This is a genomic window from Pseudoalteromonas sp. CST2, from assembly GCF_028599385.1.
Taxonomy (GTDB): Bacteria; Pseudomonadota; Gammaproteobacteria; order Enterobacterales; family Alteromonadaceae; genus Pseudoalteromonas; species Pseudoalteromonas atlantica.
The window spans coordinates 21,394-45,446 of sequence record NZ_JAQREO010000018.1 but is presented as its reverse complement, the minus strand read 5'-3'; the positions used below and the strand labels follow the sequence as shown (position 1 = coordinate 45,446).

The window sequence follows — 24,053 nt, the reverse complement described above, 5'->3', positions numbered from 1 at the left end:
TTAATTACATACAATGCGTCGTTACTTTAATTTACCACAACATTGCTTAAACTTTTGTCCTGAGCCACACGGACACGGATCGTTACGGCCAACTTTAGGCGCTGTTCTTGCCATTACAGTTGCGCTTTGAGGTGCTTCACCGCCTACATGTTCAGCTTCTTCGTGTTGGTACTCGCGAGGGGCATTTTCACTTTTACGGTGTTGCTCTTCTACTTTTTCAACATCTTCTTCGGCACGAACTTGTACTTTACTTAAAATGCCCACTACATCAACTTTTAAGTTTTCAAGCATTTCGGTGAATAGCTCAAACGACTCGCGCTTGTATTCTTGCTTAGGATTCTTTTGTGCATAGCCACGTAAGTGAATACCTTGGCGTAAATGATCCATTGCAGCAAGGTGATCTTTCCAGTGCTGATCAAGACTTTGAAGCATAATCGCTTTTTCAAACTGGCGTAGTACAGAGTCGCCAACTTGCTCTTCTTTTTGCTTGTAAGCTTGCTCAACCGCTTGCTCAATACGCTCTCGAAGTTTTTCTTCGTATAGTTTATTGTCATCAGCTAACCACTGCGTGATAGGTAGCTCAATCAGGAAGTCTTGTTTTAAGCGCTCTTCAAGGCCTGGGATATCCCACATTTCAGCAAGACTTTGTGGTGCAATGTATTGATCAATAACACCGGCAAGTACATCACCACGGATTGCTGTAATGGTTTCTGAAATATCGCCTTCTTCAAGCAGTTCGTTACGTTGAGAGTAAACAACACGACGTTGATCGTTTGCTACATCATCGTACTCAAGTAATTGTTTACGTACATCAAAGTTACGTGCTTCTACTTTACGCTGAGCGTTTTCAATTGCACGGTTAACCCAAGGGTGCTCAATGGCTTCGCCGCGTTGCATGCCTAGTTTACGCATCATGTTAGTCATGCGCTCGCCGGCAAATATACGCATTAGCGCATCATCCATCGATAAGTAAAAACGGCTAGAGCCGGCATCACCCTGACGACCAGCACGGCCACGTAATTGGTTATCTATACGGCGCGATTCATGACGCTCAGTACCAATAATGTGTAAACCGCCAGCGTCAATTACTGCATCGTGGCGAATCTTCCACGCCGCTTTAATTTCAGCAATTTGCTCATCTGTTGGGTTTTCTAGTTTTTCAACTTCGCTGTTCCAGTTACCACCAAGCACAATATCGGTACCACGACCGGCCATGTTGGTTGCAATTGTTACAGTACCTGGTAAACCAGCATCCGATACGATGTCAGCTTCTTGCGCGTGGAATTTAGCATTAAGTACGTTGTGCTTAATTTTTTCTTTGCGTAAAAACTGCGATAAATACTCAGAGCTTTCAATCGAAATAGTACCTACAAGCACAGGCTGTCCGCGCTCTTGGCAATCTTTAATATCGGCTAAAATAGCTTCGTATTTTTCTTCTTGTGTTAGGTAAACTAAATCGGCGCGATCATCACGGATCATCGGCTTATTAGTTGGCATAACAACCGTGTCTAGGCCGTAAATAGATTGAAACTCAAATGCCTCAGTATCGGCTGTACCTGTCATACCGGCTAAAGTTTCGTATAAACGGAAGTAGTTTTGGAACGTGATTGAAGCCAGTGTTTGGTTTTCGTTTTGAATTTTTACACCTTCTTTAGCTTCAACAGCTTGGTGTAAACCTTCAGACCAACGACGACCTTCCATTGAGCGCCCTGTGTGCTCATCGATAATAATGACTTCGTTTTCTTTAACAACGTAATCAACATCTTTTTGATAAAGCTTGTGGGCACGAAGTGCGGCATACACATGGCTCAGTAAGGTAATGCTACCGGCTGAGTAAAGCGAGTCGCCTTCTTCAATTAAGCCACGCTCAGTAAGTAGGTCTTCTACTTTAATTTGACCGCGCTCAGTTAAATGAACTTGCTTAGACTTTTCGTCGATTGTGTAATCGCCATCACCTTCAATGCCTTCTTCGTCTTCTTTTTCTTGAAGTTCTAAAAGCGGCACAATTTTATTGATCTCGATGTATAGCTCAGAGCTATCTTCAGCTGGGCCTGAGATAATAAGTGGCGTACGCGCTTCATCAATTAAGATTGAATCCACTTCATCCACTACCGCATAAAACAATGGACGCTGTACGCGTTCATCAATGCTAAATGCCATGTTGTCACGTAGGTAGTCAAAACCAAACTCGTTATTAGTACCGTAAGTAATATCGGCACTGTAAGCTTGTTTTTTCTGTTGTGGCATCATGCCTGGTACGTTACAGCCCACAGTAAGGCCTAAGAACTCAAATAACTCGCGGTTTGTTTCAGCATCACGTTTAGCAAGGTAGTCGTTCACGGTAATTACGTGCACGCCTTTGCCTGTTAAGCCATTTAAGTAGGCTGGAAGTGTGGCTGTGAGGGTTTTACCTTCACCGGTGCGCATTTCTGCAATACGACCTTGATGTAAAACCATGCCGCCTAATAGCTGTACGTCAAAGTGACGCATGCCATTTACACGCTTTGACGCTTCGCGTACCACAGCAAATGCTTCTGGTAGAATGTCGTCAAGGTTTTGTCCGTTATCGTAACGTTCTCTAAACTCAGCTGTCTTAGCTCTTAAATCTTCATCAGAAAGCGCTTCTAATTGCGTTTCTAGCGCATTAATTAGCGCGACCGTCTTTCTTAGGTTTTTAATAGTGCGGTCATTGCGACTACCAAAAATCTTGGTAAATAAATTAGATATCATGATAAAACCGTTACAATGTATTCTTTGTTAACCGAGTGTCGGCTAACCCATTTTTTACAATTGGTAATTAATATGTACTTTTACATAACCTGTAGAACATATTAATTAGCAATTTTGTATTAAAGAGCCTCAAAGCACTGTTTAATACGTGTGCTACTATACCAGACTCTGCCAAACAACAAACTATCTCAACTAAAAGATGTGTATTAAAAACAGAAAAATTTGATCTGATGCGTAAAAACCACTTTAACTGATTTAATTACGCTAAAAAATAGCAGCAAGTTGTGAAGATATGGTGTTAAAAAATTTAAAAACAAGAGTGCTAGGGCATGCGGGCCTTGGGTGATTGAAATTCATTCAATCCACAATGCTCAACACGCCCTAGGTGGGTTAATTTTATACTTAGTTACCCACCTTATTACGCTATGTATTTAAAGCTTAAACTGATTAACCGTTTTGTTTAAGGCAACAGCAAGGTCGCTTAAATCGCGCGCTTCATCTGCTAAAATGTGTGCGTGATCAGCGGTGCTGTTTACTAAGCCATTAATTGCTGCAAGGCTGGTATTAATATCCTCTGCGACAACGGTTTGTTGCTCAGTTGAAGTGGCAATTTGGTGGCTTTGGTCTTGCACTTTAGTTACCGACTGAGCAATGTTTTGTAATGAACTTAGCACTTCTTTTGTTTGCGATACTGAGCCTTCAGTTTGCTCTTGCCCTTGTAGCATCATTACCGACGCTTGTTGGGCAATTTGCTGTAAGCGAGAAATCATATTACGAATATCGTCTGTTGATTCTTGCGTACGGCTTGCCAGTGAACGTACTTCATCAGCAACTACCGCAAAACCACGGCCATGCTCACCTGCACGCGCAGCTTCAATGGCGGCATTTAGAGCAAGTAAGTTAGTTTGATCGGCAATGGAGTTAATTACATCCACCAATGCACCAATGTTATTGCTTTCTTGCTCAAGCCCTGCTACCACTTTAGACGCTTCACCTATGTGTAGCGCAAGTTCGGTCATCACACGTTGTGCTTGAGTTGAGCGGTCAGCCCCTTCGGCAGTAATAGCTTGTACTTCTTCGGCGGCGCTGTTGGTATGCTGTGCGTTACGCGATATTTCAAGTACAGTGCTGGCCATTTCGGTCACGGCGGCACTTACGCTGTCTACTTGTTGTTTTTCTTGCTGTATTTCGGTGTTGGTTTGAGCAGACACGTTTTTAAGTTGCGCTGCGGCATTAGTTAACTGCTCAGCTTGTGCGGCTGTTTCTAGCATCATGGCGCGCAGCTTATCAATGAATGTATTCATGTGATTGGCAAGCTGGCCGACCTCATCCTGGCTGGTAATATTAATCTTTTGGGTTAAATCGCCTTCGCCCGATGCAATATCACGCATTATATTAGTTAAAGTGGTAATAGGCTGCGAGATCATGTGGGTTGCCCATAATATCATCGCTAAAATGATCACTAAAATAATCACCACTGCGGTGGTTGTGGTGGTAACCGCCTCATTAACGGGGGCTTCAATCATGCTGGTTGGGATCAGTATACCTACATACCAATCTAGATAAGGTTGCTCTAGTTGTAAGCGATGGTACACCACATAATACTCTTCTCCTTTTAAGGTCACCAATTGGCTGCCTTCGAGGTTATTACGCATTTGTGCGTTAAGCTCTGTAAAGCCTGAAGTATTATTAAACTGGCTTTCAAGGCCATCTAGCCCTTCTTTACCTTTAGGGCCTTCGTCGGTGTTAGACAGCTTATGGCCGGTAGCATTTGAAAAGTGTACAACCTTTTGATTGCCATCGAGTAAAAAGCCATAACCTTGGCCGTTAAAGCGAATACCTTCAACCATATCGTTGATTTTATTAAGCTGTAAATCAACGCCGCCCATACCAATAAGTTTACGCTGTGCGTTGTATACCGGCTGTTGTACAACTGCTGAGGCAACCCCAGTGGTTAAATCGACCGATATAGGGCCTACGTAAAGTTTATTAATTTGCAGGGCTTCTTGCCACCAACCACGTTTATAGGCGTAGTAAGGTTGGCCATTGTAATGGCTGGTACGCTCGTTTTCTTTAAAGTATTCACCGGTGGTTGCTGATGCGAAAAACGCCGACAGTACATTTTCGTCATTTGAGCTAATGCGTACAAAGTCTTGATTAACTTCGTTGTAGCCGGGGGCATTTTTAATCGGCTGGTCGCGAGTATCCCAATTTTCAAAAAAATTAACTAAATGCGGGTTATTAACAAACGTAGAAACCAGCTTGCCATACTTTGCAAAGTAGCTTTGCATTGAAAGTTGTTCGCTTTGTAGGTAGCTTTGAGCTTCGCGCTCAATGTTTACTCTGGAAAGGTTAGCGATGTGATTTACAAAAAATGTTGAAGCAATAATTAGCAAAATGGTGATGGTGCCACCAATCAATAATAATATTTTCTTCCGTAATGATAAATTATTTAGCATAAGTGCACGTATTATTGTTTTTTAGTAGGTTGTATCTAATCATATCTTACTTTAAATCTCTATGAAGTTAGATAAAAAGCACTAATTATGCGTTTAAAATGAAGGGTTATGCAAAAATGGAAACAAAAGCTAATAAATTAGTAGTATTAGGCGCAGGCTGGTTGGGTCATACTTTGTGCCTACAAGCTAAACAGGCGGGTTGGCAGGTACAAGGTACGCATAGAAGTGATGAGCACACAGACGATTTTCAGCGTCAATTTGTACTGATTGATGGGCAACTAATACACCAAATAGATTTACACGATGCTTACTGGGTGTGTGCAATCCCCCCACGAAGCAGACACAGTGAAAGTAACTACCCAGAAACACTAAGCGCTGCACTTTCACTTTCTAAACAATTAAATGCAAAGGGCTTTATTTTGTGCTCATCTACCGGTGTGTACGACCAAGAGCCGGGTGTTTACACTGAAAGCAGTGAAATAAGTTGTACCAATGAGCGACAAATAAAACTATACGATGGCGAAGAAAAGGTGCTTGAGCAAGATGGTAAAGTTCTGCGTTTAGCAGGGTTATTAGGACCTAACCGCGAGCCGGGGCGCTTTGTTGCTGGGAAAGAATTAAATTCATCGAGCCAGCAGGTGGTTAATATGGTGCATCAACAAGATGTGATAAACGCCATTTTTGCGGTAATAGAAAACTATAACTCGGGGCAAAATATTTACAACGTGGTAAATCCATCGCACCCAACTAAAGCGAATTATTATGCACAAAAGTGTGCAGAGCATGGCGGCGAAATGCCAACCTTTACCAGTAATGAAAGTGCTGAGCGCAAAGTACTTGGCTCAGCAATTGAAGCGTTAGGCTTTAGCTATCAGCATGGAATTTAAAATGCGATGGTAGTGGGTTGTGGTGAATAAAGTCGCACAATGCCCCTTGTGCTAAAAGCGTATTGGTTGCCTCTATATCGGGGGCAAAGTAGCGGTCTTTATCGTAGTAACTTACATGCTCGCGCAGCAGAGCTTTTGCTTTTTCTACTTGCGGTGAAGGTTTTAGTGGGGCTCTAAACTCAAGCCCTTGAGCAGCTCCAAGCCATTCAATTGCTAATACCCCGCGGGTGTTATTGGCCATTTCCTTTAAGCGCCTTGCTGCAAAGGTTGCCATAGAGACATGATCTTCTTGATTTGCTGATGTTGGCAGGCTGTCTACCGAGGCGGGGTGCGCAAGCGATTTGTTCTCGGAGGCAAGCGCAGCCGCGGTTACTTGGGCAATCATAAAACCTGAGTTAACTCCGCCGTTTTCAACTAAAAAAGGTGGCAATGTAGAGAGGTTTGAATCAATAAGTAGCGCGATTCTTCGCTCTGCCAGCGCGCCTATTTCGGCAATCGCAATGGCTAAGTTATCAGCTGCCATGGCAACGGGCTCTGCATGAAAGTTACCACCGGATATAATATCGCCCACATCGGCAAATACCAGCGGGTTATCGGTAACGCCGTTTGATTCACATAACAACACCTCTGCGGCGTGGCGTATTTGTGTTAAACACGCGCCGAGTACCTGAGGTTGGCAGCGAAGGCAGTAAGGGTCTTGCACTTTTTCGCAGTTTACGTGAGATTGGCTAATTTGTGATTCAGTACTAAGTAGCTCTCTAAATACACTGGCCGTATCAATTTGGCCGCGTTGCCCCCGTATTTCGTGAATGCGTGCATCAAAGGGCGCACGGCTACCCATTGCGGCTTCTATGCTAATAGAGCCTATAACACAGCTTTGTGCATATAAATCTTCTGCTTTGAAAAGCCCTTGTAACGCAAACGCGGTAGAGGCTTGTGTACCATTTAACAGTGCTAGTCCTTCTTTTGCGCCTAATGTAAGAGGTGAAAGATTGGCAATTTTCAGCCCTTGAGCAGCACTTATAATTTCACCTTTGTGGCGCATTTTGCCTTCACCTAATAGTGGAAGGCACATATGAGCAAGAGGCGCTAAATCGCCCGAAGCACCCACAGACCCTTTTTGTGGTACGCACGGGTACACTTCACTGCACAGTAGTTGCATAAAAAATGCGATCACCTCTAGGCGTATCCCTGAGTAGCCCCGAGACAAAGAGTTTACTTTTAAGGTCATCATTAGTCTTACAGTGCTGTCGTCCATGAGCTCCCCAATACCGGCAGCATGCGAAAGCACAATACTGCGCTGCAGTAGCTCAAGCTCGTCATCTGCTATTTTTGTATTGGCTAATAAGCCAAAGCCGGTGTTAATACCGTACACCGTTTGGCGTTTGTTTATTACGTTTTGAACAGTTTGTGCACTGGCCGCTATTTGTGTACTGGCGCCATCGACTAAGTTAAGTGTGACAGCTGAGTCATTAATTTTTCTTAGGGTGCTTAAATCTAACTGCCCTGGTGTGAGAGTGTGTGAAATCATGACTATTCCTTGTTTAGCATAGGGAGATCTAGGTGGTGCTCTTGCGCACAATTTTTTGCAATGTCGTAGCCTGCATCAGCATGGCGCATAACGCCGGTAGCAGGGTCGTTCCAAAGCACACGAGCTATGCGTTGCGCAGCTTGTTCACTACCATCTGCAACAATAACCACGCCTGCGTGCTGGCTAAAGCCCATGCCCACTCCGCCGCCATGGTGCAGCGACACCCACGTTGCGCCACCCGCAGTATTAAGCAAAGCATTAAGTAACGGCCAATCAGAAACGGCGTCTGAACCATCTTGCATACTTTCGGTTTCACGGTTGGGGCTTGCTACAGAGCCAGAGTCGAGATGATCGCGACCAATTACAACCGGCGCTTTAAGCTCGCCATTTTTAACCATGTCGTTAAAGGCCAGTGCAAGGGGGGCTCGGTTTTTTAAACCAACCCAGCATATGCGCGCTGGCAACCCCTGAAATTGAATGCGCTCACGTGCCATATCAAGCCAGTTATGTAAGTGGGTATCTTCTGGGATAAGCTCTTTCACTTTTGCATCGGTTTTATAAATGTCTTCGGGGTCGCCTGAAAGCGCAACCCATCTAAATGGGCCAATTCCTTCACAAAATAACGGACGGATATAAGCAGGCACAAAGCCCGGAAAATCAAACGCGTTAGTAACGCCTTCTTCAAATGCCATTTGGCGAATGTTATTGCCATAGTCGGTAGTGGCAGCACCGGCTTTTTGAAGTGCTAGCATGGCGTTTACTTGCACTGCCATAGATTGCTTAGCGGCTTTAACCACTGCCTGTGGGTTTTGTTCACGCATTTTTGCTGCGTGTTGCATGTTCCAACCTTGCGGTAGGTAGCCGTTGAGTGGGTCGTGCGCTGAGGTTTGGTCGGTCACTATATCAGGGGTAATATTGCTGTTTGCCAGTGCAGTAAAAATATCGGCAGCATTACCTAATAAGCCTACCGATAATGCCTTGCTTTTAATGCAAGCATCGGTAACTAGCTCAAGCGCGTGCTCAAGTGTCGTGGCTTTTACATCAACGTAGCCGGTTTTAATTCGAAAATCGATACGGGTTTCGTCGCATTCCACAACTAATGCGCTAAAGCCTGCCATCGTCGCGGCGAGTGGTTGGGCACCTCCCATACCGCCAAGGCCTGCTGTTAAAACCCATTTACCTTTTGCATTACCGCCAAAGTGTTGCTTTGCCATTGCTACAAAGGTTTCGTAAGTGCCTTGCACTATGCCTTGTGAGCCAATATAAATCCAAGAGCCCGCGGTCATTTGCCCATACATCATTAAGCCTTTTTTATCGAGCTCATTGAAGTGCCCCCAATTTGCCCAATGTGGCACCAGGTTAGAATTAGCAATGAGAACGCGCGGCGCGTTTTCGTGGGTTTTAAATACGCCCACGGGCTTACCCGATTGCACAAGCAGCGTTTCGTCGTTTTCGAGCCTATCAAGGGTTTCAATTATTTTATCAAAGCTTGGCCAGTCTCTTGCTGCACGGCCAATACCGCCATATACCACTAACGCGTGAGGGTGCTCTGCCACATCAGGGTCTAAATTGTTCATTAACATGCGTTTAGCGGCTTCTGTTTGCCAACTTTTAGCGCTAATTTTATCGCCATGAGGCGCGCGGATTTCTCGGTGTGTGTCGAGCCGGTTGTTCATGAATCTCTCCTGTTGTATATACAAGATGGTCAGCTACAAAAAAACGCCCTTGAGCGTTACGTTGTTATTATTTTTTAAATGTTAAGTGCCCGCCCAAACGGTATTTACTGCCCGGTGATACTAAGCGAGCAAAGCTTACTATGCCTTTTGTAGACCAAGTACGACGAATAACCTGTAAGCAGGGCTCTTCGTTATACAGGTTAAGCCATTGGCACATTTGCGAGTTGGGCATAACCGCTTCCACTGTGTGGCGCGCTTGTGTGAGCGGCGCTACGCTCGATAAGTATTCATGCGGGGTGAGGGCGCTAAAGTCTTGTTGTAAATAACCCGCGGCTAAAGCTGGGTTTACAAATCGCTCTTCAACTTGCAGTGGTTTGTCGTTCTCATTGTGTACAAGCACACTGCGATACACCAGGCTATCTACTTCAACGCCAAGCGCAATGGCTATGGGTGCTACCGCATTGATTGATTCAAGCACCTGCACACTACAGCTGTATTGCCCGTTACGTTCTTTTACTTCATCGGCTATGTTTTTAATTTCAAGTAGTGACGACTGCGATTTAAAACTGGCTACAAACGTACCTAACCCTTGGCTGCGCGTTAAAATACCGGAATCTGTTAATTCGCTCAGTGCACGTCGTGCGGTCATACGGCTTACAGAAAATTGGCTGCTAAGCTCGTTTTCTGAGGGGACACGTTGGTTTTCTTGCCATGCGCCATTTTTTATTTTATCGACAATAAATTGTTTAATTTGTGCAAATTTAGGTGTGGGCATTACTATTATTAGCTGTACTTAAAATAAACTATTTAATAAAGATGGCATAATTGTCTTGTATATACAAGGTGTATTGTTAGACTGTATTTTAAGCGCATTAGGGAGCTAAGTATGCAAAATAAAACAACGGGTTACGCCTTAGAAGATCTCGACTTATTATTGACTGATGCCAACATAGCAACCATGGATAGCACAATTGATAAACCTTATGGGGCTATAGAAAATGCGGCACTGGCGATTAAAAACGGCGAAATTGTATGGTTAGGTGAGCAATCAAACTTACCCAGTTTTGATGCCTTTGCTACCCCTACATTAAGTATTAAAGGGCAATGGTTAACACCTGGGCTTATTGATTGCCATACACATTTAATATTTGCAGGCTCCCGAGCTGAGGAATTTGAGCAGCGCTTACAAGGTGTAAGCTATGAACAAATAGCTGCACAAGGTGGCGGTATAGCCAGTACCGTTAAGGCCACTCGCGCGGCAGATCATGAGCAGTTATTTGTTGATGCAAAAGATCGCTTAAACACTTTACTTGCCGAGGGCGTAACGACTGCTGAGATAAAGTCGGGATACGGGCTTGATGTTGAAAACGAAATAAAAATTTTAGAAGTGGCGCGTTTGCTTAATGAGCATCATCCTATTGATATTAAAACCACGTTTTTAGGTGCACATGCGCTACCCCCTGAATACAAAGGCCGTGCAGATGAATACATTGATTTAGTATGTACGCAGATGCTTGAGCACGTAGTGGCTAATAACCTTGCCGATGCTGTGGATGTATTTTGTGAAAATGTAGGCTTTAGTCTTGCACAAACAAAACAAGTGTTTGATGCAGCTACAAAACATAACTTGCCGGTAAAATGCCATGCTGAGCAGCTTTCTAATCAGCAGGGCGCAAAGCTGGTGGCTGAGTATAAAGGTCTTTCAGCTGATCATATTGAGTACCTTGATGAAAACAGCGTAAAAGCCATGGCAGAGGCTGGCACTATGGCTGTTTTATTACCTGGGGCTTTTTATTTTTTACGAGAAACACAGCTTCCTCCCATCGATTTGCTGCAAAAATACAATGTGCCTATTGCTATTGCCAGTGACTTTAATCCAGGCACCTCGCCTTTATGTTCTGTGCAATTAATGATGAACATGGCATGTACTTTATTTAGGCTCACCCCTGAGCAGGCCCTTGCGGGAGTAACCCGCAATGCAGCGCAGGCACTAGGTTTAAAAGACAGAGGCGTGCTAAAGGTTGGGGCAAGGGCTGATATTGCGCATTGGCAAATAGGTCACCCTGCACAATTAAGTTACCAATTTGGCGTAAATAAACTGTTAAATCTATGGATTTTGGGTAGAATTAATTAGTTTGTATTATTTTTGTCCATATTTAACATGCTTTTATTAAATTTTATAGCTAATGGAGTGGCGTAAGCTTGAGTATTTTGACTGACAGTAACTTTCCAATATTTTTTAGCGGCGCGCTGTTAATGGCGATGGTCGCTACGTTATTTGCGGTTAAAAATACCAGTATTAAATTTAGTTACTTATGTACAGGCGTTGTCGGTTTAGCCATTTTAAGTAGCGGGGCTGCTTGGTTAGCAATATTGCTCGCTTTTGGTTTTTGCTTTCATTTATGGCAAGCGTTTGAGCGTAATAGTTGGAGCATGATTATCACAAGCGCCGTTTCAGGGTTGCTATTTGTGGTGTTGTTTTCAGCGCATTTACTCATGGACGTGCCCCTATTTTGGGTGGTGGTGGCTATTATTCTGCTAGCTGTTGTAGGGCTAATGAGCGAGGAAGAAGAGCCCAAAGTTGAAGATTCGCATAATATTAATGAGCCTGAGCCGTACCAAGATGACTCTCCTCTTGCTGCATTTGCAGATAAACAGCAGTTACGCCAGGGCTATTACAGCTGGTGTAAAGAAAAACAGCTAGAAGCAGCACTGGTGATTGTTCGTCTAGAAGGGTTTGAGCAAGTTAATCAGCACATAGGCAGAGATTTTGGTGATTTGTTGTTGGCACAATCGGCCAACAGAATAAAAGGCTTACTAAATCACGACAATGTGATTGATTTAGGTGGCCAAGAAAAATTGGCGCATTTAGGGGGTCTTAACTTTGCCTTTATTTGCAGCTTAGCTGTGCACAAACATAGCCATGAACACATCATTGAGCAAATTATTGGCGCAACACTTAAACCGTTTAACGTCGCTAACTGTACCGTAGAGGTAAAAGCAAGGGCGAGTTACGTTAATTGCGATGAGCAAGACGCTAACTTTGATAACTTAGTATCGTGTGCATACTTAGCCCTTGATAGTCAGCCTAAAAAAGCTGTGGTTGTGTACCATCAACAAATGATGGTTGAGCAACTTGAGCAGCAAGCCCGTTTAAAAGAGCTGGCTAATATTGATTTTGTAAGCGAGCTTGAACTTTATTTTCAGCCTATTATTCGCAATGACGACGGCCAAATTGAGTTTTTAGAGCTTCTGTTGCGTTGGCAGCACCCTCAACAAGGTATTTTATCTGCCCACCGGTTTATTGATGATATTCATATTGCGGGTTTAGCTTACCCACTGGCTAAGTTTGTTATAGAGCGGGCCGCAGAGCTTGCCATGGCACTTCGCATAGAGGGGATTGCTATACCGCTGAGCATTAACTTATTTGGCCCCGAAATGCTTAACGAAGAGTTTGTTGAGTTTGTAGATAGCGTGGTAAGTGAGCACAACTTACAACACGGAGATTTAATTGTTGAATGCCCGCTGCATATATTCACAGATTTAGATAATAAGGGCCGTGCGATGATTGCCCGATTAAATAATATAGGTTTAAAAATATGCGTTGATGGGCTAGGCGATAACCCCATTGTTCTTTCTAAGCTGCCAAATCTAGCTGTTGAATACATTAAGGTGGCGCCATCGCTTACTGCAGATTTTAGCAATCAAAATAATATTCGCAGCCTAGTAGGCGGTATGGTTGAAATGCATAACCAACAAAATACCAAGGTTATTTTTGAGGGCGTTGAAACCTTAGACCAATTAAAGTTTGTAAAAAGTTTAAAAGCGCACGCAGCACAAGGTTATTATTTTGGCCACCCGTTAAGCAGCATTGGCTTAATGAGTTGGCTAAAGCAGTGGCAGGCTCACCAAACTCAATAAGTTTTGCCAAGCTGCAATAATTATTTTGTAAGGAAAATTCTGCAATTAGCTGCGATAGAATTACTCACTTATGAGCGTATAGCGTGCAAAAGTGAGTTATACACCTGCCAATAGTAAGCTCAATTAACTCACCATTTTTAGCTAAGCTAGTAAGGCAATTTGGCGGCCTTAAAAAATGCAGCGATTAATTAAGCTAATTACAAGTAACGCGTTTTTGCATGTAAGTAGGCATTAACTAATGCACTAATAATTTGCCCACAGCTTTGCATACCTGCTGTTAACCCAGCTGGGTGATTTAGCGGTGCAGCCTCACACAAATGTAGGTAGCGGGCAGTGCTGTGTTTTGCTGTTAAATACACATAATGCTCAGCATCACTAACGCTAAATCCGCAGCATGTATACGCGCTGGCCGGTAAAAATGAAATACTGTCTAAGTCGAGTTCAATACCAAGTGGCGCATTATTAAACGCTGCTAAGGCGTGCTGTACGGCATCGGTTAGTGATATTTCTCGGCGTATATTAATAGCTTGATAGCTGTGAAAACTACATTGATTTTGCGCGATTAAGTCAAAAATGGCTTGGTTATTTTTTTGCTCATGCAGGCCAATAATATGATATTGCTGCAATGCATTGTTCCTCAAAGCATAGCTAAAACCATTGCCGCTGTGGCGACCTTCGCAAGGCCGTAAATCTGCATGGGGATCAAAATTTATAGCGTTAACTGAAGCCCCACTATGTTTGCTTAAACCATTGAGTATGCCAAAGCTATTATTGTGCCCACCGCCGATAATAATAGGCTCAAGGCCCGCATTAAATATAAGCGTTAATACCGCCTCTACACGCTCATCTATTGTTGCGCATAGTTTGCGTAGTTGAGCAAGCTCTTCAGCATGCTGGTTATTTAAGCCTTGCGCTTGCGCCATTACATCATCAACGTCAATTTCGCCTAACAGCAATACCTGCTGGGTCGCGTTAAACTGGTTAACTGGTTGGTTCAAAAAGTATTGTAAAAAAGCGGGCCAAGCTTGGTGTGAGCCGCCATTGCCTAAGTTAGCGCGAGGGCCTATATCTTCACATATACCAATTAATACGTAGTGAATACCAAATTGCGCTGCATCGTTAAGGGCTTGTTGTACATTTACATGGGTGTCTAATAGGGCAGCAGACTGCCAGGTTTTTGTTTCGTTAACGCGTGTGGAGCAATAGGGTTTAACGGCGTTTTCATCATACACTTTTAAGGTAGGGTGCACTGTGTTGAATCCGTATTGAGCAGCAAAAATTATTCGTGGTGGCGTAAGCAGTGCTCTGTTGAGCACTGCTTGTTACTTTATTCTTCGATAACTTCTAGTTCAAGTTCTTCTGCTGATAATACAATGCCAGTACTATCTGCATAGATAAAATCGTCATCAAAAAACGACACACCAGCAAAGTTAACGCCAATGCCATCTTCACCAGCGCCTTCGCTGTCGGCGGCCACAGGAATTGATGCAATCGCTTGAATACCTAAATCAATTTCTTCTAACTCATCTACATGACGCACAGCACCAAATACAATAATGCCGTTCCAGTTGTTATCAAGCGCAAGCTCTGCAAGTTCAATGTCGATAAGGGCGCGTCGTGTTGAGCCACCACCATCGATAAGTAGTACTTGATCAGTACCGTCTTGTGAGAGTATTTCACGGATCAGTTCATTATTTTCAAAACATTTAACCGTTTTAATTCGGCCGCCAAACGTGTGTCGACCACCAAAGTTGATGAACATCGGTTCAAGCACGTCAACCACATCGGCAAAAAAGTCACATAAGTCAGAAGTGCTGTAATCCATTATTTTATCCTCAAAGGGTACATAAGTTACCCTCAGTATACCCTCCTTATATGCAATAACAACGACTTAATAGCAGTAAATTTATTCAAAAAATGCCGAAATTAGAAATGGCAACAATAGTGTCTTAAAAGCGTCACTCAATTGTTATTTTCTGCCACTAAGCTTTAACTATGGTTAGATATCGTGCAGCTAAGGGTAAATAATGAACGACAATAACGTGCTTAAAAAAATGGCTCAAATGGATGAACAACTCTTTTTAACTCTGTTTAATTATAATTCACCCAAATGGCTGAAGACGGCTGCGCTTGGTTTATCTAAAAGTGGTAATGGTGGTTTATATTTACTTATGTGTGGCGCCATTTGGTGGTTAAGTGCCAATGATCAGCATCAGTTATTGCCAATATCGGTGTTACTGGGGTTTGCAATTGAAAGGCCTATTTACTTTTTAGCAAAACGTAGCTTCGGCCGAATCCGCCCCTGTGATTGCTTAGTCAGTAATGCGTATATTGTGCCTAGTGACAAATTTAGTTTGCCTTCTGGGCACAGTGCAGCAGCATTTTTAGTTGCGGTAATATTGAGTCACTTTTTTGCAGAGTATGCGTGGCTTTGGTTTAGTTGGGCATCGGGGGTGGCGGTTTCTCGCGTAGTATTAGGCGTACATTTTCCGGCAGATATAATAATAGGCGCCGTTATTGGCAGTTCATGCGGTTTATTTGCGCTAGCTTTGGTGGTGCCTGTATGAAGATATTATACGGCATACAAGGCACAGGTAATGGCCACATTACGCGCGCCCGTGTTATGGCAAGTTGTTTTAAAGAGTTAGGTATAGATGTAGATTACGTTTTTTCAGGACGCCCTGAAAAAGACTACTTTGATATGCAGGACTTTGCTGATTACAAAACGTTTCGGGGGTTATCGTTTAGCACTAAAAACGGCCAAGTAAAAAGCTATCAAACATTAAAAAATGCCCGAGTGTGTAAGTTAGTTAACGATATAAAATCATTTAATGTAAAAAAATACGATTTCGTCTTAAATGACTTTGAGCCTATTTCAGCTTGGGCTGCAAAGCGCGCAGGCGTGCCTGTAGTTGGTATTAGTCACCAGGCGGCTTTTTTATCTAATAGCGTGCCTATGTTTGGCCGCGGTTTATTTAGAAAATCTCTTATTAAGCACTACGCGCCAGCAAGCACCTATTTAGGCGTACATTGGCAGCCCTTTGCAGATAATATTATACCGCCCTTTATTGCAAACCATGACCATGGCAATCCTGTCGCCGTTATGAATAAAGTGCTGGTGTATTTGCCCTTTGAGAACCTCGACAACATTATTGATTATTTAAAGGACTTCCCAGAAAAAGAGTTTTACTGTTACCACCCGCATGCGCAGGATAAATCCCTCGGGCATATTCATTTGCGCACTCCTTCACGAGCGGGGTTTTTAAACGACTTAGCAAATACCAGTGGCGTAATTGGTAATGCAGGCTTTGAGCTGGCAAGTGAGGCCTTAAAGCTTGGGAAAAAATTATTACTTAAACCTCTTGATGGTCAGTTTGAACAAGATGCAAATGCACAAACATTGCGGGCGATGAAAATGGCCCATGTAATGAATTATTTAAACCCGCAAGCGCTGGATGATTGGAATAGTGCCCCGCAAAACAAACAAATTAATTTTCCCAGTGATCCTGCCCCTTTGGTTAAATGGCTACTTAATAAACAGTGGCATGACACTCACTCATTGCATAAAGATTTATGGGGGAGTGTTAATCTAAAAGCATGAGTTATATGTATAAAAAGTTAATAAAAAACTTAATGTAAAGCGCCAGAACGTACTACACTATTAGTGCATATTAAATATAGGTGTTTTCAATGAATTTTTTACAAAACTTAACCATTAAAAGGCGTTTGCAACTTAATGCAGTGGTAGTCGGTCTGGCAATGGTCATTTTGTTGTGTGTGATAATTTATGAGTCGCGCGTAACACTCAATCTGAATAAAACAATTCAGCTTGCAGAAGAGCTCAACGTACATGCACTAGAGCTTAGAAAGCATGAAAAAAACTTTCTTTTTTACAAGCAGCAGGAAGCACTTACATCATTTGATAAGGATTTTAAACAGCTAAGCACTAAAATCAAAAAGCTGCAGGAGGTAATGCAACAGCAGGGCATTACCACAGCGCAAATTGAGCATTTTCATACGCTTATTACTAACTACAACAACAATTTTTCAGAGGTTGTTAGGTTACAGCAGCAGATAGGTTTAAACCCTAAAGATGGGTTGTATGGCAAGCTCAGAACTGCAGTGCACGAAGTTGAGGTGCTATTAAAAGAGCAAGATAACTTTGAGCTTTTATCGGCAATGCTACAGCTGCGACGCGCTGAGAAAGATTTTATGCTGCGCTTTGATGCAAAATACTTAACTCGCTTTAACGAACTTATTAGTACGTTTAAACAAAAAATTACCCAAGCTGATTTGCAAAGTAGTTATAAGTCGCAAATAAGCCCTTTAATAGATACGTATCAAAGTGCTTTTCAAAATCTTGTAAAGGCACAAACGCAGTTAGGGCTAGATTTAGACTCTAGTGCACTAGGCGTTATGCGTATTAACGTAGAAAAAAGCGATCAGGTTGTTGGTCAAATTGTTGAGTCAACCAAGCTGGAAGTTGAGAAAAGCGTTGACCAAGCGCAGTTTATTGCCATCGTTGTATTTGTTATTTCGGGGATTATAGTGTTGGCGCTGGTGTACTTTACTAGCCACTCGATTATTGTGCCTATTGAGCGGGTATATCACACCATAAACGACATACGCCGTAATAACGACTTAAGCGTAATGATAGAGCAAACAGGTAATGATGAAGTTACCATTATGACCTCGGACTTTAATAGTTTAATAGGCGATTTTAAAAACCTCATAAACGAAGTGAATACCGCGCTTAATACGTTAAATGTGGCAACAGAGCACTTATCTGAAAGTACCTCTGCAACAAGTTCAGGCATGCAAGAGCAGTTACACGAAGCGGATATGGTTGCCACTGCGGCTACGCAAATGCAGGCAACGATTCAAGATATTTCTCATAATACCGAAGCTGCTGCTAAAAAAGCAGAGTCAACCAATCTAAGCGCGCAGCAAGGGCGAAATGAAGTAGACTCTACGGTTAAGCACATACGCGATTTATCTTCGTCGTTAGGTAACGCATCAAGTGTGGTATCGCAACTTGAAAAAGACGGTGAAACCATAGGTTCTGTGCTCGATGTAATCAGAGGCATTGCAGAGCAAACCAATTTACTTGCATTGAATGCCGCGATAGAAGCCGCTCGTGCTGGTGAGCAAGGGCGAGGCTTTGCTGTTGTGGCGGATGAAGTACGCTCGCTTGCGCAACGTACACAAGAGTCTACCAGTGAAATTGAAGGCATTATTAATACGCTTCAGCAACGCACGCAAGAGGTAGTAAGTATTATGCATCAATGTCGCTCGCAAGGTGATGAAAGTGCTTCACAAGCTATTAAAGCGGGTGATTTACTCGGCGCTATTACCGAAGATGTGCAAACCATAATGGAAATGAGCACTCAAATTGCCGTTGCTATTGATGAGCAAAGTCAGGTGGCATCAGAGGTGAACAAAAATGTAGTACGCATTAGAGACATTGCCCAAGATGCCTCTGAGCATGCAGTTAATAATGCGCAAACCAGTGAAGAAGTCTCTGAACAAGCGCGCGTATTATTTGCGGCTATTGATAAGTTTAAAGTGTAATACAGTGTAGCGTTTAAAAAGCCAATAAGGTTTAGGGAACAAACTTTATTGGTACGCTGTCTTTGTTTTGTTCGTGCTCGGCAAGACGCGCTTGGTATTTATCCCACAAGGTTTCGTGCTGCGCTTGTAGTGTTTCAAAGTAGCTCCAGCTAAATAGCCCGCTGTTATGACCATCATCAAAGTCTAATCTAAGTGCGTAATGCCCCACCGGTACAATCTTTTTTATACCAACATGTTGTTTATTAAGTACCAACTTCATTGGCTCTGCACCATGCCCTTGCACTGCGGCCGAGGGAGAGTGAACGCGTAAAAACTCGCAGCTAAATACAGTCATACTGTCATCATCAAAGTAAACATCTAGGTTTTTACTCACGCTATGATAATGCACTTTTGTTACGTGTTTCATTTTATATGTCCCATTAAAAAGCCCCCAATATGGAGGCTTTTAGTATAGTATTTTTGCCTACCTTATAAAATAAAGCGGCTTAAATCTTCATCTTCAACTAATGCGCCTAAATGTTTTTCTACATAAGCGGCATCAATAGTAAGGGTAGAGCCTGCTTGTTCAGATGCATCGTATGAAATTTCTTCCATTAGCTTTTCCATTACTGTATGTAAGCGACGAGCACCAATGTTTTCGGTTTTCTCGTTTACTTGCCAAGCGGCTTTAGCAATGCGCTCTATTGCATCATCGTTAAACTCAACATTTACTTGCTCAGTTTTAAGCAATTCACGTTGCTGCTCAGTAAGTGAAGCATGCGGCTCAGTAAGAATTCGTTTAAAGTCATTAGCACTTAGTGCTTCAAGCTCTACACGAATAGGTAAACGACCTTGTAGCTCAGGGATCATGTCTGATGGTTTAGCCATTTGGAACGCACCTGATGCAACAAATAGCATGTGGTCGGTTTTCACCATACCGTGCTTAGTATTAACGGTTGAGCCTTCAATTAGTGGAAGTAGGTCGCGTTGTACACCTTCACGGCTAACATCTGGGCCTGACGAATCGCCACGCTTACAAATTTTGTCTATTTCATCAATAAACACAATGCCGTTTTGCTCTACTGCAAAAATAGCCTGCTCTTTTAGCTCTTCAGGGTTAACTAATTTAGCGGCTTCTTCTTCAGTTAATAACTTAAAGGCTTCTTTAATTTTTAACTTACGCTTAGTACGTTTGTCGCCACCCATGTTTTGGAACATGCTTTGCAGCTGGTTGGTCATATCTTCCATACCAGGAGGCGCCATAATCTCTACATTCGGCTGTGCTTGCGCTAAATCTATTTCTATTTCTTTATCATCAAGCTGACCTTCGCGTAATTTTTTACGGAATGTTTGACGAGTAGATGAGTTGTCATCGCGCTGTGTTTCACCGTATTGATCTTTAGCCGGTGGTAAAAGTGCATCTAAAATACGCTCTTCTGCTGCTTCTTCTGCGCGGTGTTTAAACTTTTTAGTTTGTTGTTCGCGGGTCATTTTAATTGATACATCAACTAAATCGCGAATGATAGTCTCTACTTCTTTACCAACATAACCCACTTCAGTAAATTTAGTCGCCTCTACTTTAATAAAAGGCGCATTAGCGAGCTTAGCTAAACGGCGGGCAATTTCAGTTTTACCGACACCGGTTGGGCCAATCATTAAAATGTTTTTAGGGGTTACTTCGCTGCGTAAGTCATCGTTTAGTTGCATACGGCGCCAGCGATTACGCAGGGCAATAGCCACGGCTTTTTTAGCATTAGCTTGACCAATAATATGCTGATCTAACTCGTGTACAATTTCTCTTGGGGTCATAGCAGACATAATGGGTCCTATTATAATTCTTCGATTGTTTGGAAGTTGTTGGTAAATACACAGATGTTGCCAGCAATGGTCAGGCTTTTTTCTACGATATCGCGAGCGCTTAAATCGGTGTTTTCTAATAGGGCAGTGGCTGCTGATTGAGCAAAGTTACCACCGCTACCAATGGCAATTAAATCGTTTTCTGGCTGCACTACATCACCATTGCCGGTGATAATTAGTGAAGCAGTTTCATCTGCAACCGCAAGGAGTGCCTCAAGCTTGCGTAAAGCTCTGTCGCTACGCCAGTCTTTGGCCATTTCTACAGCGGCTTTAGTGAGGTTACCTTGGTGCATTTCTAGTTTGCTTTCAAAGCGTTCGAAAAGGGTAAAGGCATCAGCAGTACCGCCGGCAAAACCAGCAATTACTTTGCCATTATAAAGGCGTCGAACTTTACGGGCGTTGCCCTTCATTACGGTATTACCAAGTGAAACTTGGCCGTCGCCACCAATTACTACTTTATTGTCGCGGCGTACACTTACGATAGTGGTCATGTTATTCCTCATCATCAAGCTGCGGGGGCAGCTTGTAAAAAACGATTATGATGAGGTTATATGGGTGAATGGACTAATTTCAAGTCCAGCCCCAAATTCCGCAGCTAACAACATGCACTCGCTTGAGTTTGTTTTTGTCGCTTTCGGCTTGGCGCTTTGTTTTATAAGGGCCTAAACGCACTTTATACCAAACACCATTAGTACCTGTGGTCTTTTTAATTTCAGAAATTAAGCCCGCAAAGGCAATTTTAGCTTTGAGGGTTTCGGCTTGTGCGTGTGTTCTAAACGACCCACACTGCATAACATAGGGGCCTTTTTGCTCAATTTCTCTTACTTCAACTTGGATCTCGTGCTCTTTAATTTCTTCAATGAACTTAGGGGCGCGAGGTTTAGCTATTTCTACTTTTTCAGCTGTTTTAGGGTGCGCCTGCTGCTCAACAAGCTCAGGGTCGGCGTTATTTTTAATAAACCATAAGCCGTAAGCAAAGCCGCCTACAAGCAAAACAGTAATAACAACTAAAAGTATAGGAAATGGTTTTTTAGCAGGGGCTTGCTTGGTGTTTTTTCTACCCGCTGGTTTTTTATTAATATAATCGTGCTGTGCCATTTGGCTTTAACCTAAATCATGTCTATAGGGTCAACATCAAGGCTCCAGCGCACTTTTTGTGCAAGTTTGCTGGTGCTTATATAGTCGACCATTTGCGCAAGATACTGATGCAATACTTTGCGGTCTTGCGCTTGAATATGCAATTGAAACCGGTACATACCCGCCACTCTTTCTAGTGGGGCAGGAATTGGACCGAGCAATTGTATACCAGATACACCGTTAACAGGAACCAAATCCGTCAAAAAATCGACAACGAGCTTAATACTGTGCCCTTGTGCTCTAACTATAGCCATATTAGTAATGGGTGGAAGGTCGGCATCATCACGCTCACTTAAAGCAAAGCGGGCAAAATCTTGGTAGCCATTATTTACTAAGTCTTGCAATAAAGGGTGTTCAGGAAAGTGGGTTTGCAGTAATACTTGGCCTGGCTCACCAGAGCGACCCGCGCGCCCAGCAACTTGAGTTACCAGCTGGGCTAAATGCTCTGTGGCTCTAAAATCGCACGAGTACAAGCCGCTATCTACATCTAATATAAGCACTAAGCTAACATCGGCAAAATGATGACCTTTAGCCAACATTTGTGTGCCCACTAAAATACGCGCCCCGCCTTGGTTTATCTCCTCTAAGGCTTTTTCTAAGCTCCCTTTACGGCGGGTTGAATCGCGGTCGATGCGGGTTACGGGTGTATCGGGGAATTCACTCGATAAAAATTCTTCAATTTGTTCGGTGCCTTTACCGTTAGGAAAAATTTGTGTGCTACCGCAATCAGGACACTGGTGAGGTACTGGGTGTTGCTCACCACAGTGGTGGCAAATCATTTGGCCAATGGCTTTATGAAAGGTTGCGCTGGTGCTGCAGCGATTGCACTCACTCAGCCAACCGCATTCGTGACAAATTAGCGTAGGAGAAAAGCCACGACGATTTAAAAACACCATAACTTGCTTACCACGGTTTAAATGTTGGCGCATAGTGGCAAGGCTTGCGTGTGCAATACCCGCTTGGTCGGGCTGGCCTTTCATATCGAGCAATATAAACTGATTATCGGTCGCAGTTTGTGCGCGCTCTGTAAGGCTTAAAAGTTGGTATTTGTTGTTTATAGCTTTGTGCAGTGTTTCGAGCGCAGGGGTGGCACTGCCTAAAATAAGCGGTATTTTGTGCTGAAATGCTCGATAAGCGGCTAAATCGCGTGCGTGGTAGCGTAAGGTATCTTGCTGTTTAAATGATGAGTCATGCTCTTCATCAACCACTATCATTCCTAACTTTAAAAAAGGTAGAAAAATACTCGAACGGGTGCCTATTACAATTGCGCAGCTGCCTTTTTCGCAAAAACGCCATGTTTGCAAGCGTTCGTTATCGGTTAGGGCAGAGTGCCATAGCATAATTGGGGTATCGGGAAAGCGACGACGAAATCGGTTAACAGTTTGTGGCGTCAAGCCTATTTCAGGCACCAATACTAAGGCTTGCTCGCCACGTTTAAGGACTTCTTCTAGGCATTGTAAATACACTTCGGTTTTACCACTGCCTGTCACACCTTCTAATAAAAAGCTCTTAAAGCCAACACTTTGATTTATTGTAGTGCACGCTACGGCTTGCTCTTTATTAAGTACTGGCTTGGTGCCGACTGTGGGCGCAACGCTTTGCCATTGATTATCATGCTCAATGCTTTGGGTTATAAGCTCTTTATCTATTAAGGCATCTATTGTTTTTTTACTAAAGCCGAGCGCTTTTAGCTCGGTTATCGACGACTTACCCGATTGTGCGAGTTGCTTTAATAAATTTAGCTGAGTTTTCGCTTTTAATGATGGAACCTTTGCGCCTTTTTCGGTAAGGCTAATCATATTAATGCTGGTTTTATCTGGGTTTTCACCTTGGCGAAGCGCACCTGGCAGCGCAATGTGTATAGTTTCGCCGAGCGGATAGCAATAATAGCGTGCAGTAAAGCTAAGCAGTTCTAAATGCTGTGATGATAAAATAGGGGTTTGGTCAATAACCTCAGTAACCGCTTTAATTTTGTTCTCTGGCACGTCGGTATGCGTTTTAAGTGCAAGAACAACCGCTACTTTCTTTTGATTGCCAAAAGGCACTAAAACACGCATCCCTGGCATAATAGGCGCCGAGGGCGAGATGAGTTGTTCATCTATTTTATAATCAAAGGTGCGTGGTAACGGAACTTTAATAGCAACTTCAACAAAACGCATAACAACTCATGTGATAAAGGGTAATAGCTTAATGTACTAAAAATAAGGCTAAAAACCTACATACAAATGGATGCGGTAGCGCTGGTTGGTTACTTTTTTGGCAAAAAGCGTAATTAAAGCTTGTGCGGGGCAAGCTAGTTGGATAA

At 43.1% G+C, this 24,053-nt stretch carries 18 protein-coding genes; 6 read left to right on the top strand and 12 right to left on the bottom strand.

Features of this window, described 5'->3' with window-relative positions:
- Positions 1 to 21 precede the first annotated feature (21 nt).
- Both secA and PSH41_RS18140 read right to left on the bottom strand, forming a co-directional pair.
- On the bottom strand, positions 22 to 2,730 hold the full coding sequence (secA, locus tag PSH41_RS18145; protein WP_273589793.1) for a preprotein translocase subunit SecA: 2,709 nt from the start codon (positions 2,728 to 2,730) through the stop codon (positions 22 to 24).
- A 431-nt stretch (positions 2,731 to 3,161) separates the two neighbouring features.
- On the bottom strand, positions 3,162 to 5,189 hold the full coding sequence (locus PSH41_RS18140) for a methyl-accepting chemotaxis protein (RefSeq protein WP_029773386.1): 2,028 nt from the start codon (positions 5,187 to 5,189) through the stop codon (positions 3,162 to 3,164).
- 116 nt (positions 5,190 to 5,305) lie between these two features.
- Between PSH41_RS18140 and PSH41_RS18135 the strand changes: the two genes are divergently transcribed.
- Entirely contained in the window at positions 5,306 to 6,076 is a 771-nt protein-coding gene (locus PSH41_RS18135) for a hypothetical protein (RefSeq protein WP_004589323.1), read from the top strand.
- Here PSH41_RS18135 and hutH read toward each other — a convergent pair.
- From hutH to hutC, 3 genes are all read right to left on the bottom strand, one after another.
- Positions 6,054 to 7,607: a histidine ammonia-lyase gene (hutH, locus tag PSH41_RS18130; protein ID WP_273589794.1), complete on the bottom strand. Its 1,554-nt coding sequence runs from the start codon at positions 7,605 to 7,607 to the stop codon at positions 6,054 to 6,056. The genes PSH41_RS18135 and hutH overlap by 23 nt on opposite strands.
- Positions 7,608 to 7,609: 2 nt before the next feature.
- Positions 7,610 to 9,283, bottom strand: coding sequence for a urocanate hydratase (gene hutU / locus PSH41_RS18125; protein WP_273589795.1), 1,674 nt, complete (start codon positions 9,281 to 9,283; stop codon positions 7,610 to 7,612).
- Positions 9,284 to 9,350: 67 nt separating this feature from the next.
- The gene (hutC, locus tag PSH41_RS18120; protein ID WP_273589796.1) at positions 9,351 to 10,058 is read right to left on the bottom strand and encodes a histidine utilization repressor; all 708 of its coding nucleotides are present in this window, start codon (positions 10,056 to 10,058) and stop codon (positions 9,351 to 9,353) included.
- Positions 10,059 to 10,169: 111 nt separating this feature from the next.
- Between hutC and hutI the strand changes: the two genes are divergently transcribed.
- Positions 10,170 to 11,417, top strand: coding sequence for an imidazolonepropionase (gene hutI / locus PSH41_RS18115; protein ID WP_273589797.1), 1,248 nt, complete (start codon positions 10,170 to 10,172; stop codon positions 11,415 to 11,417).
- 122 nt (positions 11,418 to 11,539) lie between these two features.
- Positions 11,540 to 13,204 (top strand): GGDEF domain-containing phosphodiesterase, encoded by a 1,665-nt coding sequence (locus PSH41_RS18110; protein ID WP_273589817.1) that lies wholly within the window; start codon positions 11,540 to 11,542, stop codon positions 13,202 to 13,204.
- Positions 13,205 to 13,401: 197 nt separating this feature from the next.
- On the opposite strand, the gene PSH41_RS18105 is transcribed toward PSH41_RS18110, so the two are convergent.
- Positions 13,402 to 14,454, bottom strand: coding sequence for a formimidoylglutamase (locus tag PSH41_RS18105; protein WP_273589819.1), 1,053 nt, complete (start codon positions 14,452 to 14,454; stop codon positions 13,402 to 13,404).
- Positions 14,455 to 14,531: 77 nt separating this feature from the next.
- Positions 14,532 to 15,029, bottom strand: coding sequence for a ribonuclease E activity regulator RraA (gene rraA / locus PSH41_RS18100; RefSeq protein WP_004589330.1), 498 nt, complete (start codon positions 15,027 to 15,029; stop codon positions 14,532 to 14,534).
- A gap of 202 nt (positions 15,030 to 15,231) precedes the next feature.
- Between rraA and PSH41_RS18095 the strand changes: the two genes are divergently transcribed.
- The 3 genes from PSH41_RS18095 (at position 15,232) to PSH41_RS18085 (ending at position 18,775) form a co-directional block, all read left to right on the top strand.
- Positions 15,232 to 15,771, top strand: a complete 540-nt coding sequence (locus PSH41_RS18095; RefSeq protein WP_064386266.1) for a phosphatase PAP2 family protein — start codon at positions 15,232 to 15,234, stop codon at positions 15,769 to 15,771.
- Entirely contained in the window at positions 15,768 to 16,805 is a 1,038-nt protein-coding gene (locus tag PSH41_RS18090) for an MJ1255/VC2487 family glycosyltransferase (RefSeq protein ID WP_024031313.1), read from the top strand. The genes PSH41_RS18095 and PSH41_RS18090 overlap by 4 nt, the downstream gene beginning before the upstream one ends.
- A gap of 89 nt (positions 16,806 to 16,894) precedes the next feature.
- Positions 16,895 to 18,775 (top strand): methyl-accepting chemotaxis protein, encoded by a 1,881-nt coding sequence (locus PSH41_RS18085; protein WP_273589798.1) that lies wholly within the window; start codon positions 16,895 to 16,897, stop codon positions 18,773 to 18,775.
- A gap of 31 nt (positions 18,776 to 18,806) precedes the next feature.
- Here the strand turns inward: PSH41_RS18085 and PSH41_RS18080 are convergent, their stop codons facing one another.
- The 5 genes from PSH41_RS18080 to priA form a co-directional block, all read right to left on the bottom strand.
- A complete protein-coding gene (locus PSH41_RS18080) occupies positions 18,807 to 19,181 on the bottom strand; it encodes a gamma-butyrobetaine hydroxylase-like domain-containing protein (RefSeq protein ID WP_273589799.1) in 375 nt (124 codons plus the stop codon).
- Positions 19,182 to 19,243: 62 nt separating this feature from the next.
- Positions 19,244 to 20,572 (bottom strand): HslU--HslV peptidase ATPase subunit, encoded by a 1,329-nt coding sequence (hslU, locus tag PSH41_RS18075; protein ID WP_273589800.1) that lies wholly within the window; start codon positions 20,570 to 20,572, stop codon positions 19,244 to 19,246.
- Positions 20,573 to 20,583: 11 nt separating this feature from the next.
- Positions 20,584 to 21,102, bottom strand: coding sequence for an ATP-dependent protease subunit HslV (hslV, locus tag PSH41_RS18070; RefSeq protein WP_004589336.1), 519 nt, complete (start codon positions 21,100 to 21,102; stop codon positions 20,584 to 20,586).
- A gap of 79 nt (positions 21,103 to 21,181) precedes the next feature.
- Positions 21,182 to 21,709: an SPOR domain-containing protein gene (locus PSH41_RS18065; protein WP_004589337.1), complete on the bottom strand. Its 528-nt coding sequence runs from the start codon at positions 21,707 to 21,709 to the stop codon at positions 21,182 to 21,184.
- Between the two features lie 11 nt (positions 21,710 to 21,720).
- The gene (gene priA, locus PSH41_RS18060) at positions 21,721 to 23,907 is read right to left on the bottom strand and encodes a primosomal protein N' (protein ID WP_273589801.1); all 2,187 of its coding nucleotides are present in this window, start codon (positions 23,905 to 23,907) and stop codon (positions 21,721 to 21,723) included.
- Positions 23,908 to 24,053 lie beyond the last annotated feature (146 nt).

Excerpts from the sequence above, each read along its gene's own strand:
- secA (WP_273589793.1), bottom strand. The coding sequence starts at position 2,730 with ATGATATCTAATTTATTTACCAAGATTTTTGGTAGTCGCAATGACCGC.
- PSH41_RS18140 (WP_029773386.1), bottom strand. The coding sequence starts at position 5,189 with ATGCTAAATAATTTATCATTACGGAAGAAAATATTATTATTGATTGGT.
- PSH41_RS18135 (WP_004589323.1), top strand. The coding sequence starts at position 5,306 with ATGGAAACAAAAGCTAATAAATTAGTAGTATTAGGCGCAGGCTGGTTG.
- hutH (WP_273589794.1), bottom strand. The coding sequence starts at position 7,607 with ATGATTTCACACACTCTCACACCAGGGCAGTTAGATTTAAGCACCCTA.
- hutU (WP_273589795.1), bottom strand. The coding sequence starts at position 9,283 with ATGAACAACCGGCTCGACACACACCGAGAAATCCGCGCGCCTCATGGC.
- hutC (WP_273589796.1), bottom strand. The coding sequence starts at position 10,058 with ATGCCCACACCTAAATTTGCACAAATTAAACAATTTATTGTCGATAAA.
- hutI (WP_273589797.1), top strand. The coding sequence starts at position 10,170 with ATGCAAAATAAAACAACGGGTTACGCCTTAGAAGATCTCGACTTATTA.
- PSH41_RS18110 (WP_273589817.1), top strand. The coding sequence starts at position 11,540 with ATGGCGATGGTCGCTACGTTATTTGCGGTTAAAAATACCAGTATTAAA.
- rraA (WP_004589330.1), bottom strand. The coding sequence starts at position 15,029 with ATGGATTACAGCACTTCTGACTTATGTGACTTTTTTGCCGATGTGGTT.
- PSH41_RS18095 (WP_064386266.1), top strand. The coding sequence starts at position 15,232 with ATGAACGACAATAACGTGCTTAAAAAAATGGCTCAAATGGATGAACAA.
- PSH41_RS18090 (WP_024031313.1), top strand. The coding sequence starts at position 15,768 with ATGAAGATATTATACGGCATACAAGGCACAGGTAATGGCCACATTACG.
- PSH41_RS18085 (WP_273589798.1), top strand. The coding sequence starts at position 16,895 with ATGAATTTTTTACAAAACTTAACCATTAAAAGGCGTTTGCAACTTAAT.
- PSH41_RS18080 (WP_273589799.1), bottom strand. The coding sequence starts at position 19,181 with ATGAAACACGTAACAAAAGTGCATTATCATAGCGTGAGTAAAAACCTA.
- hslU (WP_273589800.1), bottom strand. The coding sequence starts at position 20,572 with ATGTCTGCTATGACCCCAAGAGAAATTGTACACGAGTTAGATCAGCAT.
- hslV (WP_004589336.1), bottom strand. The coding sequence starts at position 21,102 with ATGACCACTATCGTAAGTGTACGCCGCGACAATAAAGTAGTAATTGGT.
- PSH41_RS18065 (WP_004589337.1), bottom strand. The coding sequence starts at position 21,709 with ATGGCACAGCACGATTATATTAATAAAAAACCAGCGGGTAGAAAAAAC.
- priA (WP_273589801.1), bottom strand. The coding sequence starts at position 23,907 with ATGCGTTTTGTTGAAGTTGCTATTAAAGTTCCGTTACCACGCACCTTT.